This window comes from Pseudarthrobacter sp. AL07, assembly GCF_029960665.1.
Lineage (GTDB): Bacteria > Actinomycetota > Actinomycetes > Actinomycetales > Micrococcaceae > Arthrobacter.
Genome location: NZ_JASBRB010000019.1, coordinates 19,970 through 35,189 on the forward strand (window position 1 = coordinate 19,970; position 15,220 = coordinate 35,189).

The following is a 15,220-nucleotide window of genomic DNA, read 5'->3' on the forward strand; positions in this document are numbered from 1 at the left end:
CAGATCCTTTGGCCAGTCTTGTCGCGGGCCGGGTACTGAACCGTCGTCCGGAGGGTCCTGTGCGGAGCCTTGTTTCCAGCTTAGCAACGCCCGACGGCGGGTGGCCGGGTTGGTGGCCAACCTCACCGCCGGGGATTCAACCCAACTGAGTAGCAGCAGAGGCTGTTTTGAGGGCTCAAAGGGACATCTGCTGCTACTTAGTTGGGAGGGTTAGAGAGCGCCGCCGGCAGCTTCCGGGGCGGAGGAGTCGCGGCCCGCGTTGCCAACGGTTTCGCGGGCGATGAAGTTCTCGATGTCGAACAGGTTGTCCGCGCGCTCGGCGATGTTCAGGAGAGTGGTCATGGAGGCGACCTCTTCCACCTGCTCCTTGAGGAACCAGAGCATGAACTGCTCGCCCAGGGCGTCGTCCTCGGTGCGGGCCGCACGGAACAGTGCCTCGATCGAGGCCGTCACTTCCTTCTCCTGCTCCAGCGCCAGGGCCAGCGGCTCGGTCACGGAGGAGAAGTCGTTGCGCACGGTGGGGACGCCGGGGATGGTGAACTCAATGTCGCGGTCAAGCATGTACTGCACCATCATCATGGCGTGGTTCCGCTCCTCCACCGACTGCCGGTAGAAGTAGCGGGCCAGCTGCGGGAGGTCCTGGTTGGCGAACCAGGTGGCCACGGCAATGTACTGCTGCGAGGCCGCGAATTCGTTGCCGATCTGGGTGGACAGGAGCGCATTAAAGGGTGTGGAAGTCATAGCCCCGAGTCTAGGAGCGCCGCGTGCCACTGACCAGTGTGGAAAGGCTCAGATAACGAAGGCGAGGCTAGCCTGCAGCGCTGGATCAGGCAGTCACGCGGTCGATCGAAACAACTGCCAGGAAGCCGCGCCCCAGGATTTCGGGGGTCCGGTGATCGGAGCCGACGACGGCGTCATACCGGTTCAGTGCCTCGGGCTCCGTGGGGCCTGGGGCAGCTTCGTCGGCGTCGGCTTCCGTGGCAACCGCAGCTTCTGCACTGACGCTGAGGTTGCCCGCGCTGACGGCGGCCTGGCCCTGCAGCAGCACCGCGAGCTGGCCCTCAAAAACCGGGTGCGCGCGCTTTTTGGAGAGCTCGATGATGGACGTGAAGCCCTTGAAGGAACCGGTCCGGGCGATGACATTCAGGTCGCGGATGTCCCCGGTGGGCAGGGCCCCGTGCGCAGCAGCTTCGCCGGAGAACCTGAACGGCCGGTACTTTTCCAGCGGGTGCTCGTCGCCGTCCACCGTGAGCAGGAGGAGTTCGCCGTCGATCACGGTCAGCACGCGTTCCATGCCCGGGAACGCCGAGAAATCCCCGGCCTTGCTGACGTCGGCGATGCTGACGCGCCAGTCCCAGGCGCCGTCCTGCGCCGAGGCGGCCTTCGGGTGGCTGGCAAGCTCCCGGGTCACCCCGCCGCCGTTGCGCCACCGTTCGGACCTGAGTTCTGCGAAGCGGATGATCTCCATCGGACCAGCCTAGTTTGTTTGGGCGTCCCCATCGGCGCGCGGGGCACTTCCCTGTTAGTCTCCTCCCGGGGGACTACGCGAAGACAGCCTGAAGGAGCCCGGAATGTTCGTCAAAGTGTGTGGCCTCAGTACGCCCGAATCCGTCCGTGAAGCCGTGCAGGCCGGTGCGGACGCCGTCGGGTTTGTCCTCACCGCGAGCCCGCGGGTGGTCTCGCCGTCGCAGGTTTCCGCGCTGCTGGCCGACGTGCCGGAAGGGGTACTTGCCGTCGGCGTTTTCCGGCATGAACCTGTCGCCGATGCCCTTGCCATCGCCCGTTCCGCCGGGCTCGAGTGGGTCCAACTCCATGCCGACCTCACCCCGGAAGACGTCGCCACAGTGCACGACGCCGGTATGAAGCTGATCAGGGCCGTCACCATGGCAGCCACAGCGGACGCGTTCGCTGACTGGGGCGAGGAAATCCTGTTAATTGATGCCGCCGTGCCCGGCTCTGGAGAGGCCTGGGACTACGCCTCCATGGTGGACGTGACGGCGCTCCAGGACCGCAATTGGCTTTTGGCCGGCGGACTGAACCCCGACACCGTGGCGCACGCCACCGCCGCGTCAGGCGCGTGGGGCGTGGACGTTTCCTCCGGCGTCGAGGTTTCCCGTGGCGTGAAGGACCTGGAGAAAATCCGAGCCTTTGTGAAGGCCGCCAAGGGCTGAGGCACAGGGCACAATGGACAGATGAAGACTCTGCTCAACATCATCTGGCTGGTATTCGGCGGACTTTGGCTTGCCCTGGGCTATTTTCTGGCCGGCATCATCTGCTGCCTGCTGATCGTCACCATTCCGTGGGGCATCGCGTCGTTCCGGATTGCGGCATACACGCTCTGGCCGTTCGGGCGCATGGTGGTGGACAAACCGGGCGGAACGGGTGTGTTCTCGCTCCTGGGGAATGTCATCTGGCTGGTGGTGGCCGGCATCTGGATCGCGATCGGCCACGTGGTTACGGCCTTTGCCATGGCGGTCACCATCATCGGCATCCCGCTGGCCATCGCCAACCTAAAGCTCATCCCGGTGAGCCTGATGCCGCTGGGCAAGCAGATTGTGCCCACCAACAGCCCGTTCGTCACCGGGTACCGCTAGCCGGCGGCGTTCCCTGGGGTTTCGCTGAATCCGGGGACCAGTCCCTGGGCTTCGAGCTCTCCTGACCGCAGCGCGCGCAGCACACAGAACTCGTTGCCGTCCGGGTCAGCCATGACCACCCAGGTGACCTCCGGCCCCTGCCCGACAGAAATGCGCGATGCGCCCAAGGCTTCCAGCCGCTGCACCTCCTCGGCCTGGTCATCCGGACGGAGGTCCAGGTGCAGCCTGTTCTTAAGCACCTTCCGCTCGGGCACCTTCAGGAAGAGGAGGTCCGGGCTGACGCCGTCGGCCGGGCTGCCCGCGGGTGGCGCCAGTACGATTTCGTCGTCCACTTCGTAGGTACGGCGCCAGCCCAGTGCCTTTTCCCAGAAGTCGGCGGGCACTTTGGGGTCGGGGGAGTCGATGCTGACGGATTGGATGCGCAGGTTCATCCGAGCAGTCTTGCACCGGCCGCCGTGTCCGTAAAGGCTCCGGGCGGTTGTGAGGAAGCGTCAGGCCAGCTCGCCCTGCAGGTTCCGGCGGGCGGCCTCGAGCCAGAGTTCGCGCGCACGGTCGCTGTGGAACAAGGGGTTCAGTTCCAGCAGATGACGGACGACGGCGGCGCGCCCGGCTGCGAAGTCGGCGTCGCCGATGTGCGCGTAGTCTTCCCGGACGGCGGCCACATACCGGGCGTACGGCTCGGGTTCGCCGCCGAGGACTGACAGGTCCGCGTCGCAGAGGAGGGCGCCGTCGTCGTCCCCTGGCTCGGGGCGGTGGTCCGATGTCAGCCGCACCAGCCGGGCCACCTCCTCAACATCGGCGGCCGGGAGCCCCGCGTGCGCGAGGCGCTCCTCGGCGAGACGGGCCGATTCCTCCTCGTCCTGGCCGGCAACCCCGCGGTACACCGCATCGTGGAACCAGGCTGCGAGCAGCACCGTCCGCGGCGGGTCGGTGGGGTCTGTGAGCAGGTCCAAAGCCTCCAAAACTGCCAGCAGATGCGTGCAGCCGTGATACCGGCGGTGGTCCTCGCTCCAGCGGTCCAGCAGATCCAGGAAGAGGGCGTCGTGGCCGGGCATGAGGGCTTCCCAACGGTTCAGCAGCGGCACCTTGAGGGACTTGTTGCGCTGCCGTGCCGGGATGCGCAGCCCGCTGGCGATCAGCGTGCGGACCAGGATCCGGGCCTCCACCGGGACGGCGCCCGCGGCCACGAGGTCGTCGAACCGGCGCTCGGCGACGTCGTAGTGGTCGCCGTCGAACGCCCGGTCCGGGATGCCCGCAGCGGCGGCGAAGGCGTGCAGTTCCGCCAGCGAGGTGTCCGAGATGAGGTGCGAAAAATGCGTGCCGTGGGCTGGCCACAGCGGCGGATCCAGGTAAATCGCCATGGGGGAAGTCTAGTGCGGCCGTGGTCTGCGCCGGAGCCGGTCAGGAGCCGGCCGGCAGGATGTTCTGGTTTCCCTGGAAGATGTTCTGGGGATCGAAGTCCCGCTTGACACCGGCCAGCCGCGCGTAGTTCCCGTTGCCGAACGCGGCACGGATGCGCTCCTGGCCTTCGTTGCCGATGAAATTGAGCCACACCCCGCCCGTGGCATAGGGCGCAATCTTGCCGCGGAAGTCCTTCACCCAGGCCTTGGCCAGCTGGCCTTCCTCGGGTGTTGGCGAGATGCCGTAGGGATGGCTTACCCAGGCCGCGTTCCGGTTGATCAGGGGCGTGGCCGCGCCAGCGTTCCCGCCGACGGCGCCGCCCCACCGGGCGATGAGCTGCATGGACGTGGCATCGGGAAGGTTCCGGGCCGATTCCTCGAACACGTCCAGGGCTCCATCGGGGAGTTCGTTGTGGTAGTCCGCGCTCCAGTAGTTGTAGTGGTCCGGCGGATCATCCAGGGAGGACTGGAATTCGGCGTACGGGGTGTCGGCCACGAGGTCCACTGCAGGCCCGAGCTCGCGGAACGGCCGCGCGTGCTCGAAGCCTTCCTCGGGCTCACCCGCGTAGAGGTAGGCGATGAGAGTGGCCATCTTTCCCACCAGATGCTCGGGTACAAACGGCTCCGGCGGTGCCGTCAGGTACAGCAGCGCCAGGCCAACGCCGTCAGGGGCTGCCAGAGCCAGGTCCCGGAACGCCCGGGAAACGTCCGAGGCTGCCTCCCCGGGCCACAGCCACATCCCGGCGTGGACCACCGGGCCGAGCCGGTGCGCCTGGAACGTGAAGGACGTGGCCACCCCGAAATTGCCGCCGCCGCCGTGGAGCGCCCAGAAGAGTTCGGGGTTTTCCCGGCCGCTCGCGGTGACGCGCTCGCCGTCGGCCGTCACCAGGTCCACAGAGAGGAGACTGTCGCACGCGAACCCGAAGGACCGCTCCAGCCAGCCTGACCCGCCGCCCAGGGTGAAGCCGGCGACGCCGGTAGTGGAGGCCCGCCCGCCGGTGACGGCCAGGGCATGCTCCTGGGTGGCGCGGTCGAACTCGCCCCATGTGACGCCTGCCCCGGCGGTGACGATGCCGGATTCGGGGTCCACGTCGATCGACTTCATGGGCCGGACATCGATCACCAGGCCGTCGTTGTTCATGGACATTCCGGCCACCGAGTGCCCGCCGGCACGGACGGCAATGGCGAGGGAGTGTTCCCGTCCGTAGCGGAGGGCTTCGGCCACGTCCGCGTCATTTGAACACTGGGCAATCACCGCCGGACGCCTGTCAATCATGGCGTTGAAGACCTTCCGGGCCGGGTCATAGTCGGGGCTGTCAGGCCTGATCCACTTCATCACAAACGCTCCTCAGCGACCGCGCCCCTCCCCTCCACATAGCGTAGGACTTCGGCCCACGACGTTCCATAGGCAGCCAACTGAAACCTCGAGCGGGCGCGAAAACCAGCCGCAAAATCACATCCTGATAAGCGGAGAAAACTACTAAGAAAACCCGCAGATGCGGACTAGTATTATGAAATGCCCACTATTCGCGTATCCGAAGCAGCTCGGTTCCTCGGCGTCAGTGACGACACCGTCCGGCGCTGGACAGAGAACGGCAGCCTCACCCCGGTGAAGGACGACGCTGGCCGGCTGGCCGTCGACGGACTGGAACTGGCAAGGCATGCCCAGAAGCTTGCGCAGCTTCCCGAGGACCCGCACCGTTCAGGAAGTTCGGCCCGCAACCGGTTCGTTGGCCTGGTCACGGGGATCACTGCGGACAGAGTCATGGCCCAGGTGGAACTCCAGTGCGGGCCGTTCCGGGTGGTGTCGCTGATGAGCAGCGAAGCCGTCCGCGATCTGGGCCTGGAACTGGGCTCCGTGGCTACCGCGGTGGTCAAGTCAACCACAGTCATCATCGAAACCCCGCATGGAAAGAGCATCATTTGAGCACCCGCACACACGCCAGAACCGTCGTCATCACGGCCGCCCTCATGCTGGGCCTGGCCGCGTGCGCGCCCGCCCCGACGCAACCTGCCTCGCAGCCCGCCGCCTCGCAGTCCCCGGGCGCCCCCGGCCAGGTGTCCGGGACGATCACCGTCTTCGCGGCCGCGTCGCTCAAGGCCACGTTCACCCAGCTGGCCAGCGACTTCGAGGCGAAGAACCCCGGCACGAAGGTGACCTTGAGCTTCGCTGGCTCCTCGGACCTGGTCACCCAGATCACCCAGGGCGCACCGGCCGATGTTTTTGCCTCCGCCGACACCAAGAACATGACCAAACTGGCCGATGCCAAGCTCCTGGACGGGGCCGCGAAGAACTTCGCCACCAACGTCCTGGAGATCGCCGTCCCGCCGTCCAATCCGGCGTCGATCGCGTCCTTCGCAGACCTCGCCAGGCCGGGCGTCAAGGTGGTTGTTTGTGCCAGCCAGGTTCCGTGCGGGGCCGCAGCGGATACCGTGGAAAAGGCCGCGGGCGTGACCCTCGCTCCGGTCAGCGAGGAGTCGTCGGTGACAGACGTCCTGGGCAAGGTCACCTCGGGCGAGGCCGACGCCGGCCTGGTCTACGTCACCGATGTCAAAGGCGCCGGCGACAAGGTTATGGGAATCCCGTTCGACGAATCCGGCAAGGCTGTCAATACCTATCCCATCGCCACAGTAGGCTCGAGCCGGAACAAGGAACTGGCGGCAGCCTTCATCGCCATGGTGACCGGCGCCGACGGGCAGAAAACCCTCAGCGCGGCCGGTTTCGGCGCCTCGTAGGAACCCCGCCCATAGGCAACCTCGCAGCGTAAGTAAACCGCCCACAAGGAGACCATGAAACAGGACAGGAACGGCGGGTACGGCGGCGTCCCGCGCTGGATTTACGTCCTTGCGGCTGCCGGCGGACTGTTCGTGGTGCTGCCGCTGGCGGCCATGGTGGTGAAAGTCAACTGGGCCCATTTCATCCCGCTGATCACGTCGGAAGCCTCGCTGCAGGCCCTTGGGCTGAGCCTGCGCACGTCGGCGGCCAGCACCGTCCTGTGCATCGTCCTGGGTATTCCGCTAGCCCTGGTCCTGGCCCGCGGCAGCTTCCCCGGCCAGCGCTTCCTCCGCTCACTGGTCCTGCTCCCGCTGGTGCTTCCGCCGGTGGTGGGCGGCATCGCACTCCTGTACACGTTCGGGCGGCAGGGGCTGCTGGGCCGGACACTGGAAGTGGCAGGCCTGCAGATCGCCTTTTCGACGACGGCGGTAATCCTGGCCCAGACGTTTGTGGCCCTTCCCTTCCTGGTGGTCAGCCTCGAGGGCGCCCTGCGCACCGCCGGAAACCGGTACGAAGCCGTGGCCGCGACGCTCGGCGCCGGGCCCACCACGGTGCTTCGCCGGGTCACGCTTCCGCTCGTCCTGCCGGGACTCGCGTCCGGCGCGGTGCTGTCCTTCGCCCGCAGCCTGGGCGAATTCGGCGCCACCCTCACGTTCGCCGGCAGCCTGCAGGGGGTGACCCGGACCCTGCCTCTCGAAATCTACCTGCAGCGGGAAACGGACGCCGATGCCGCCGTCGCGCTTTCCCTGGTCCTCGTAGCCGTGGCGGTGGCCGTGGTGGCACTCGCGTACCGCAGCCCCCGCGCCGCTCAACGGGCGCCCGCACCCAGCGGCGCACGTACGACGACGGCGGCCGCGGCGGGCGGTGCGGTCCGGTGACGTTCTCGGTTCAGGCCGCCGTGGCTGGCCGCGGGTTCGACGTCTCCCTCGCGCTGGGCGAGGCCGAAACGGTGGCCGTTATGGGGGCCAACGGCGCGGGCAAATCCACGCTGCTGAACGTCATCGCGGGCCTGCTCTACCCGGACTCGGGCACGGCCGAACTGGACGGCAGGACACTGTTTGACCTCACCGCCGGCCGCGGCCGCTGGACGGCTCCGCACCGGCGCGGCACGGCCCTCCTGGCCCAGGAACCGCTGCTGTTCCCGCACCTGAGCGTGCTGGAGAACGTGGCCTTTGGGCCCCGGAGTGCGGGGGCTTCAAAGCAGGCCGCGCGGGAGACCGCACTGAGGTGGCTCGGGGAGGTCGAGGCGACGGAGCTGCAGTCCCGCCGCCCGGCCGAGCTCTCCGGCGGCCAGGCGCAGCGCGTTGCCGTGGCCCGGGCGCTTGCCGCGGACCCCGGGCTCCTGCTCCTGGATGAACCGATGGCCGCCCTTGATATCCAGGCCGCGCCGCTTCTGCGGCGCCTGCTTAAACGCGTGCTGGCCGGCCGCCGCGCCATCATTATCACGCACGACGTCCTCGATGCCCTGATGCTGGCCGACCGTGTGGTCATCCTCGAAGACGGGCGCATCAGCGAGGAAGGCCCAACCCGCGAAGTCCTCCAGCGCCCGCGCAGCCGGTTCGCGGCCGGGCTTGCCGGACTCAACTTTGTGGCCGGCCACATCACCGAACACGGTCTCCAGGCTGGCGGCCTCAACCTCTATGGACACCACGACGCAGCCGCCCCGCTCCCCACCGGGCAGCCGGGCGTGGCTGTTTTCCCGCCGTCGGCTGTTTCCGTTTTCCCCAGCGAGGCGCATGGCAGTCCGCGGAACTCCTTTGCCGTGACCATCACCGACCTGGAGCCGCGCGGGGACGGGATCCGGGTCCGCGCCGGGGAGGCCGGGCAGCTGAGCGCGGACATCACCCCGGCGGCGTCTGTCGATCTCGGGTTGGCGCCGGGCATGCAGGTGTATTTCGTGATCAAGGCGGGCGCCGTCGCCATCTACCCGGGCTAAACGTTTCCCGCGGGGTTGCGCTCGGCCAGCAGGAGCGGCACGAGGGATTCCGGCGCGATGACGTCCGGCCAGTCCGGGTTGTTCCGTCCGATACCGGTTGCGATCACAAAGGAGGCACGCTCCCGGGCGCTGCCGAGCCCGTGACCGCCCTCATCAAGATGGCCATGGTCCGTGGTGAGCACCATGAGCCACCGCTCGCCCTTCGCGTGCGCGCGCGTCTCAAGCGCTGCCCGTAGCCGGGCAAGATGGGCGTCGATGCGGCTGATGGCATCCAGGTAGTGCTCGCCGACGGCTCCGTTTAGGTGGCTGGCATCGTCCACCTCGCAGAAGTACACGAAGCTGACGTCCGGACCGGACTTGTTGAGTGCGTACACCGCAAACTCGGCGATCTCTCCGTCAACCGTTCGGTATCCGTACGTCTCCCCATCACGAGCTATCATGCGGTGCAGACCTGCACGCTGCTGTTCGCGACGCTCGTGTATTACTGGACCAATTCCTGCCGGGTCCACCAGAGGAGGCCAGCCTGCCGCTGCGAACGTGGTGGTGGATTGGTCCTGATAAAACGCTCGGCTGAGGAGGTCAGGGCGGAGCAATAGGCGGTGCCCTGCGAACAGATTGTCCCGGACTCCGTGCTGCTCGTGAGAGGACCCGGTGAGCAACGTGGACCAGCCTGGCCCGGAGAGCGTTGGAGCCTCCATGGTCAAGGCCGACACCGTACCCGCTTCGTTCAGAGCCGCCAGCGTGGGAGCGCGGCCGGAGTCAAGGGCCCTTTCCAGGACCAAGCCGTCAATGCCCACTACCAGGATCTTGGATTTCATGCCGCGTCCTCTTCCGATAGTTCCGTATGGTCCCGGCCTATCAAGGTGGTGGTTGCACGCGGGGAGACCAGCACGCGCTGGCCCGCGCTAAAAAGCCTGGCTGCATGCGCCGGCAGGTCGACGCGCACGTCCTGTCCCAGCGCCTCGGACCGGACCATCACGCTGGTGATGGCTCCCCGCAGCACCAGTGTGGTGACCAAGCCACTGCCGGCCGAGTCGCCGCCGGGAAAGTCGTCGCTCAGCGTCAGGTCTTCGGGCCGAATCAAGGCGGTCAGCCGGGTACCGTCGGAAACTGTTCTGTCCTGGTTTTCTATGCCAAGGTGGTGGCCCAGCACCCGCACCCGGCCGTCCTCGGGCAGGGCCGGAATGCGGTTGGTCACGCCAACGAACTGTGAGACAAATGGCGTTGCCGGCCGCCGGTAGATGGCTTCGGGGCTGTCGAGCTGTTCAATTTGCCCGTCGTGCATGACGCCGATCCGGTCCGCTATGGTCAGGGCCTCTTCCTGGTCGTGGGTGACAAGCAGGGTGGTGGTTCCGGCCTGCGTCTGAATCCTGCGGATTTCCTCCCTCAGGTGGACTCGCACCTTGGCGTCGAGGGCGGACAGCGGCTCATCCAGCAGCAGAACCCGCGGTTCGATGGCCAATGCCCTCGCGAGCGCCACTCTTTGCTGCTGACCTCCGGAAAGCTGGTGCGGAAATTTGTCAGCGTGCTCCGCCAGCCCCACGGTCTCAAGGAGCTCGGCCGCCCGCGCCGTCCGCTTGCCAAGGCTACTCCGGCGGATTCGAAGGCCGTAGGCCACATTGTCCCGGGCGTTCATGTGGGGGAACAGGCTGTAGGCCTGGAAGACGACGCCGATTCCCCGGTTCCGGACCGGGGACCGGGTGACATCTTGGCCTGCAATGGAAACCGTCCCTTTCTGTGGCGATTCGAATCCGGCGAGCACCCGCAGGATTGTGGTCTTGCCGCATCCGGACGGACCAAGCAGCGCGAGGAGCTCACCTCCTTTGAGCTGCAGGTCAAGATTTCTCAGGACCGTTTTCTGGCCATAAGCCATGGTGATCTTGGATAGCTGGATTTCCGCGGCGACGGTCGGCATCAGCGATCTCCTTTCGGAGGAGTGGTGGACGAAACAACAGGAAGGTGGGTGCGGCAGGATCCACCGGTGACCCGGGTACGCTGGGTTCCCGCGGTGGAGAGGGAGAGGAGCAGCAGCCATGTGGCGATGATGACGATGAAGGACAGCGCGGCGGCGGCCCGAGGCTGGTTGTTGCCCATTTCCAGCAGGAAAACAGGAAAGGTGCTGTGCAACAGCAACGCTGCAAGCGCGTACTCACCCAGCACCATGGCAACGGACAGCAGCGAAGCCCCCAGCAGTGCCGGACGCAGATTCGGCAGGATCACGGTGAGCAGGATCTGGATGGCAGTCGCTCCGAGGCTGTTGCCAGCTGCGACTAGGGTTTTGATGTCCAGTGCACGGATTCCCGCATCCAGGCTGCGATAAACCAGCGGCAGACTCAGGACCATGTAAAACGGTACGAGAGAATATGGGCTGACAAGAAACCCGGGAAATGTGGCGCGGAAGAACAGGCTGGCGCCGCTCACCAGGGCGATCGCCGGCACCACGTAAGGGATTACGGACAGCCATTCCGCAAACGGCAGCAGCCGGGGAGCCTTCAGATGCAGCCAAAGAAGGGTGGGGACCAGCAGTAGCAGGGAACCAACGGTGCTCAACACGGCCAGCTGGAGTGTCATCAGCAGCTGGGGCAGAAAACTGGTGCTCCGGAGCGCAAGGGATATGGACTCGAAGGAGACACCCTCCCCGGGAAGCGTGAAACCGAAAACGGCCGCGGCGATAAGCGGCGTGAAGAACAGCGCGAGGGCCACACTGAAGATGACCGTCACCATCACCTGGCGGCCGCGCCTCTGAATGGAATGAGTCAGCGCAGCCACTTGTTGGCCCTCCTTTCCAGGAGTGCACGCAGGGTCATGGTGACCACAATGATGAAGATCATGCCCGTCACCAGGGCGGCTGCGAAGCCTTCGTCCATCATGACGTTGCCGGAGATGAAGAAGCCGATCATGATCGGCACCAGGTTCACGCCGCCGCCGGCCAGCGCGTAGGCAGTGGCATAGGCACTGAAGGCGTTGGCGAAAAGCAATAGCAGCGCGCCCAAGATAGGCGGCCACAGGACAGGGAACACCACGTCCCTGACGTAGTGCCAGCGGCTGGCGCCAAGGCTTGCGGCGGCTTCCGACCAGTGCTGCTTGAGGGACCCGAGCGCCGGAAGCATCAGTATTGCCATCAGCGGCACCTGGAAGTACAGGTAAACGATCGCCAACCCGGCGAACGAGGCCAACGGGAAGGTTTGGCTTAAGTCCCAGCCGGTGACGTCCAGGAATCCGCGGGTGACCACTCCCTGCACACCCAAGGCTGCGATGAACGCGAACGCGAGAGGAACTCCGCCGAGTTGTGAGGCCACGGCTGAGTAGGACAACACAAAATTCCTGAGCCAGCGAGGCTTTTCTGCCGCATTGAGTGCCCAGGCCAGCGCCAGCCCCCCCACGCCGCCCAGTACCGCTGTAACCAGTGACAGATTGATCGTGGTCAGAAAAGCATCGAGGTACTGCGGCTTGAGCAGACGTGACATGGCGTCCAGGGAGAACCTGCCCTGGCTGACAAATGTGGTCCAGATGTTCGAGATCACCGGTACGATCAGGAAAATAGCGAGAAACGCCCCATAGGGAACAACCCCCAGCCAGCCGGCGGCGGCCCCTTGGAACGGTTTCAGGCGGTTCACTAGGCTCCGACCTTCTGGCTCCACTGGTCCACGATCGCAGTGCTGGCATTGGCGCCCTGCTCTATGCTCGGGAAGTTGATATTGGCCAGGACTTCAGCGGGCGGCAGCTTTGCCAGCGCCGCAGCGGAGAGCTTGCCATCCGCCTTCAACTGAACAAAGCGGGCGGGAACTGCACCGCCCAGAGCGTACTGTTCTGCACCTTCATCACTGGTCAGCCATTCAACCCACAGCCGGGCAGCATTGGGCTGGGGGGATGCCACGGTGATGGGCTGGGCGTAATAGTTCCCGAAGACGCCGTCGGGCAGAATGGCAGTCTTTAGCGCCACACCAGTGCGCTTCATTTCCTCTTCAATGCCCAGGAAGTTGTAATTCCAGTCGAACAGTACCGACGCCTGACCCGTACTCAGGGCTGAGGCCACGGAGGTGACGTTCACCAGGTTGCCGGACTTGGCCAGCTTGCTGAAGAAGTCAATGCCGGGAGTGACGTCATTCAGGGAACCGCCGTTCGCCAAGGCCGCTGCGAAGACCGTGGCAATGGAGGAGGCGCCTTTTCGGGGATCACCGGGAAGGGCGATTTTCCCCTTGTATTTGGGGTCCAACAAGTCAGCGAAGGAAGTCGGCATGTCTGCGTTGGCAGTGTTGACTCCGACAGTGAGGACTCCGTAGTAGGCGCCCACCCACATGCCGTTTGGGTCCTTGAGTTCGGCCGGAATCTGGTCAAAGGTGGTGGGCTTGTAGGCCTCAATCAGGCCCTGCTGTATGGACGGCTGGGTGAACGAATAGCCTATGTCCAGGACGTCCGGCTGCGAGGACTGCCCCTTAAGGTTCTTGACCGCCTGAAGTTCTTCTGCACTGGACGCATCGGGGCTGGCCACAGGAGTGTCCACACCGTACTTTGCCTTGAAGGCCTCAAAGTGACCCTTGTAGTTAGCCCAGGTCTCCGGGTAGGCAATCAGTTGGACCTTGCCTTCCTGCTTCGCCAGGGCGATGATCTCTTCGAGTTTGGAGCCGATGGTTCGGCTGGAGCTTGCGGCCGAGGAACCGCAGGCAGCCAGTGAACCGCCGACGGCGGCGAGGCCAGCGGTGCCGATGATGCCGCGCAGAACGTTGCGGCGGGACACGTCGTTGGGCAGGGGGAACTTAGGCATGCGGGCCTCCGGTGGAATGTTGAGAAGTGAATTGCTCCTGTCCCACGGTGGCGGTCCACTATAGCCAAGCGGCAAACCTTCTGTGAACGATGAATGAATAAAGGTCTAGACTTTATAGTTCTGGAGTTCTTCGTGTTTTTTCACGGCAAGGTAAGTAGGGCAACTTTCCGTCACTAAGGAGAACTATGGATACCGACCCTGCAACAACGCCGAGTCCGGCCGTGGAATTCGGCGAAATCGTCTCGTCTGTCACCACCCTGCTGGACTGCGAAGGTGTGCTCTTCGACTTCAACGGAACCCTCTCAGACGACGAGTGGATACTGGAAAGGATCTTCATCGAACTTGCCGCCAAGGAGTGCGGCGTGTTCCTTGCAGAACAGCAGTACAGGGCAGAGCTGTACGGGCGCAGCGACAGCGAGATTGCCCGGGCCATCATGGCAAAGGGCGGGGCGGCCGACATCAGGGAATGCGACTTCCTGGAGCTGCTGGATCACAGGTATAACGAAGAGGTTTCCCTGCACAGTCCCATTTCTGAGGACACCTGTGCTTTGGTTCACTCGCTACAGGCGGCTGGTATTCAGCTTGGCGTCGTCACCGGAGCGGGGCGGGCCACAGTGTTGCCGGCGTTGGAACGGGCCGGGGTAAGGGGCGCATTCAGTGTTGTGGTGACCCAAGAGGATGTGAAGGCCGGTAAGCCAGACCCGGAAGGATTGCTCATGGCCGCAGCGGCGCTCGGGCTGGAGGACCCCCGGCGGGTGGCCGTGTTTGAGGACTCCGTGCCGGGTCTCCAAGCAGTCGGCGCAGCCGGCATGGTGCCGTTGGCTGTTGGCGGAATCCTGCCCAAGGACTCTGTTCTGCCCTTCGCTGCCGTGTGGATCGAGCAGCTTGGACGGGCTTGCCTTCAGACGCCTCTTCGGCCTGCCTTCAACTGATGGGTGTGCGGTCGACGCGCACCCGGCCTGAAACCATGATCCTTAACCGGTCAGTCCGGAAAACGTCCTCAGAATATTCCACGGCCACACCTTCCAGGGAGTGGGACGTCCTGGTGATGCCCAGAACCGGGGTGGCTGCCGGTACCTTCAGCAGGGCAGCATCATCCTCCGCCGCAGCCAGCGGCCTCAGTTCCTCTTCGGCGCTGTGCGGGGCCTTGCTGTAGACGATGTCCATAATCCGGTATAGGGAGCCTGTCAGGTTCTGGGTCAGAAGGTCACTGAAAAGCGCCTCCGGAAAAAAAGAGTTTTCGATCACCACGGGTACGTCGTCCGCATAGCGCAGGCGCCTGATCCGGTGCACGGGTTCCCCGGCAGAAAGTTCCAGCGCGGCGGCGACGGCCTCCGGGGCGGCGATGGTCTCAGCGGCCAGTACGGTAGATGATGCAGTCCCGGCGGTCTTCATCAACTGCGGTCTGAGCCCCATGAGGTCTGACAGGTCGACCGTGGGCCGCTGCTGCGCCACGAACGACCCGCCGCCGCGGCCCACTATCCGGTCGATGTAACCCGAACTCTTCAAGCTATCCATTGCCTGGCGTAACGTCATACGGCTAACACCCAAGGCCTGACTCAGCATCCGTTCGGCGGGGAGCCTGGTCCCGCTGGGAAGCTCCCCGCTGCTTACCAGCTCGGCGAGCCAGTTACGAATTACGCCGTGCGCAGTACGCTGGGCGGGAAATTCCAGCGCATGCGCTCGCAGGAGGATATCGTCCTGCAAGGCAATGGTGCCGCTGGCGGCGCCGAACCCGGCGTTATCAGA

Annotated in this window: 18 protein-coding genes and 1 riboswitch; of the genes, 7 read left to right on the top strand and 11 right to left on the bottom strand. The window is 65.2% G+C overall.

The annotated features are described in order from the left end of the window. Positions 1-7: 7 nt before the first annotated feature. Positions 8-73, bottom strand: a riboswitch (guanidine-III (ykkC-III) riboswitch). Between the two features lie 137 nt (positions 74-210). Next, the gene (locus QK290_RS13690) at positions 211-741 is read right to left on the bottom strand and encodes a ferritin (protein WP_282331202.1); all 531 of its coding nucleotides are present in this window, start codon (positions 739-741) and stop codon (positions 211-213) included. Positions 742-826: 85 nt separating this feature from the next. Further along, positions 827-1,468, bottom strand: a complete 642-nt coding sequence (locus tag QK290_RS13695; protein WP_282331203.1) for a HutD family protein — start codon at positions 1,466-1,468, stop codon at positions 827-829. 103 nt (positions 1,469-1,571) lie between these two features. Between QK290_RS13695 and QK290_RS13700 the strand changes: the two genes are divergently transcribed. After that, positions 1,572-2,171, top strand: a complete 600-nt coding sequence (locus tag QK290_RS13700) for a phosphoribosylanthranilate isomerase (protein ID WP_282331204.1) — start codon at positions 1,572-1,574, stop codon at positions 2,169-2,171. A 21-nt stretch (positions 2,172-2,192) separates the two neighbouring features. Further along, complete coding sequence (locus QK290_RS13705; protein ID WP_185261779.1) at positions 2,193-2,594, top strand: YccF domain-containing protein; 402 nt, start codon at positions 2,193-2,195, stop codon at positions 2,592-2,594. On the opposite strand, the gene QK290_RS13710 is transcribed toward QK290_RS13705, so the two are convergent. Genes QK290_RS13710 through QK290_RS13720 form a run of 3 tightly spaced genes read right to left on the bottom strand, consistent with a single transcriptional unit; the run spans position 2,591 to position 5,330 of the window. After that, positions 2,591-3,025, bottom strand: a complete 435-nt coding sequence (locus QK290_RS13710; RefSeq protein WP_282331205.1) for a VOC family protein — start codon at positions 3,023-3,025, stop codon at positions 2,591-2,593. The genes QK290_RS13705 and QK290_RS13710 overlap by 4 nt on opposite strands. A 60-nt stretch (positions 3,026-3,085) precedes the next feature. Further along, complete coding sequence (locus tag QK290_RS13715; protein ID WP_282331206.1) at positions 3,086-3,955, bottom strand: DUF4031 domain-containing protein; 870 nt, start codon at positions 3,953-3,955, stop codon at positions 3,086-3,088. 40 nt (positions 3,956-3,995) lie between these two features. After that, entirely contained in the window at positions 3,996-5,330 is a 1,335-nt protein-coding gene (locus tag QK290_RS13720; protein ID WP_282331207.1) for an FAD-binding oxidoreductase, read from the bottom strand. Positions 5,331-5,510: 180 nt separating this feature from the next. On the opposite strand from QK290_RS13720, the gene QK290_RS13725 reads away from it, so the two are divergent. From QK290_RS13725 to QK290_RS13740, 4 genes are read left to right on the top strand one after another with little or no spacing between them, the layout of a single operon-like run. Then, positions 5,511-5,921, top strand: a complete 411-nt coding sequence (locus tag QK290_RS13725; protein WP_282331208.1) for a TOBE domain-containing protein — start codon at positions 5,511-5,513, stop codon at positions 5,919-5,921. 44 nt (positions 5,922-5,965) lie between these two features. Continuing rightward, positions 5,966-6,730, top strand: a complete 765-nt coding sequence (gene modA / locus QK290_RS13730; protein ID WP_282331236.1) for a molybdate ABC transporter substrate-binding protein — start codon at positions 5,966-5,968, stop codon at positions 6,728-6,730. Positions 6,731-6,784: 54 nt separating this feature from the next. Continuing rightward, complete coding sequence (locus QK290_RS13735; RefSeq protein WP_282331209.1) at positions 6,785-7,648, top strand: ABC transporter permease; 864 nt, start codon at positions 6,785-6,787, stop codon at positions 7,646-7,648. After that, positions 7,645-8,706, top strand: coding sequence for an ABC transporter ATP-binding protein (locus QK290_RS13740; protein WP_282331210.1), 1,062 nt, complete (start codon positions 7,645-7,647; stop codon positions 8,704-8,706). Before QK290_RS13735 ends, QK290_RS13740 begins: the two co-directional genes overlap by 4 nt. Here the strand turns inward: QK290_RS13740 and QK290_RS13745 are convergent. From QK290_RS13745 to QK290_RS13765, 5 genes are read right to left on the bottom strand one after another with little or no spacing between them, the layout of a single operon-like run. Beyond that, entirely contained in the window at positions 8,703-9,524 is an 822-nt protein-coding gene (locus QK290_RS13745) for an alkaline phosphatase family protein (RefSeq protein WP_282331211.1), read from the bottom strand. The genes QK290_RS13740 and QK290_RS13745 overlap by 4 nt on opposite strands. Continuing rightward, positions 9,521-10,621 (bottom strand): ABC transporter ATP-binding protein, encoded by a 1,101-nt coding sequence (locus QK290_RS13750; RefSeq protein WP_282331212.1) that lies wholly within the window; start codon positions 10,619-10,621, stop codon positions 9,521-9,523. Before QK290_RS13750 ends, QK290_RS13745 begins: the two co-directional genes overlap by 4 nt. After that, positions 10,621-11,475, bottom strand: a complete 855-nt coding sequence (locus QK290_RS13755) for a hypothetical protein (protein WP_282331213.1) — start codon at positions 11,473-11,475, stop codon at positions 10,621-10,623. Before QK290_RS13755 ends, QK290_RS13750 begins: the two co-directional genes overlap by 1 nt. Then, a complete protein-coding gene (locus tag QK290_RS13760) occupies positions 11,463-12,323 on the bottom strand; it encodes an ABC transporter permease subunit (protein ID WP_282331214.1) in 861 nt (286 codons plus the stop codon). The genes QK290_RS13755 and QK290_RS13760 overlap by 13 nt, the downstream gene beginning before the upstream one ends. Beyond that, on the bottom strand, positions 12,323-13,471 hold the full coding sequence (locus tag QK290_RS13765) for an extracellular solute-binding protein (RefSeq protein ID WP_282331215.1): 1,149 nt from the start codon (positions 13,469-13,471) through the stop codon (positions 12,323-12,325). The genes QK290_RS13760 and QK290_RS13765 overlap by 1 nt, the downstream gene beginning before the upstream one ends. A gap of 185 nt (positions 13,472-13,656) precedes the next feature. Between QK290_RS13765 and QK290_RS13770 the strand changes: the two genes are divergently transcribed. Then, complete coding sequence (locus QK290_RS13770) at positions 13,657-14,403, top strand: HAD family phosphatase (RefSeq protein WP_282331216.1); 747 nt, start codon at positions 13,657-13,659, stop codon at positions 14,401-14,403. Here the strand turns inward: QK290_RS13770 and QK290_RS13775 are convergent. Then, the gene (locus QK290_RS13775) at positions 14,396-15,178 is read right to left on the bottom strand and encodes a GntR family transcriptional regulator (RefSeq protein ID WP_282331217.1); all 783 of its coding nucleotides are present in this window, start codon (positions 15,176-15,178) and stop codon (positions 14,396-14,398) included. The genes QK290_RS13770 and QK290_RS13775 overlap by 8 nt on opposite strands. Between the last annotated feature and the right edge of the window lie 42 nt (positions 15,179-15,220).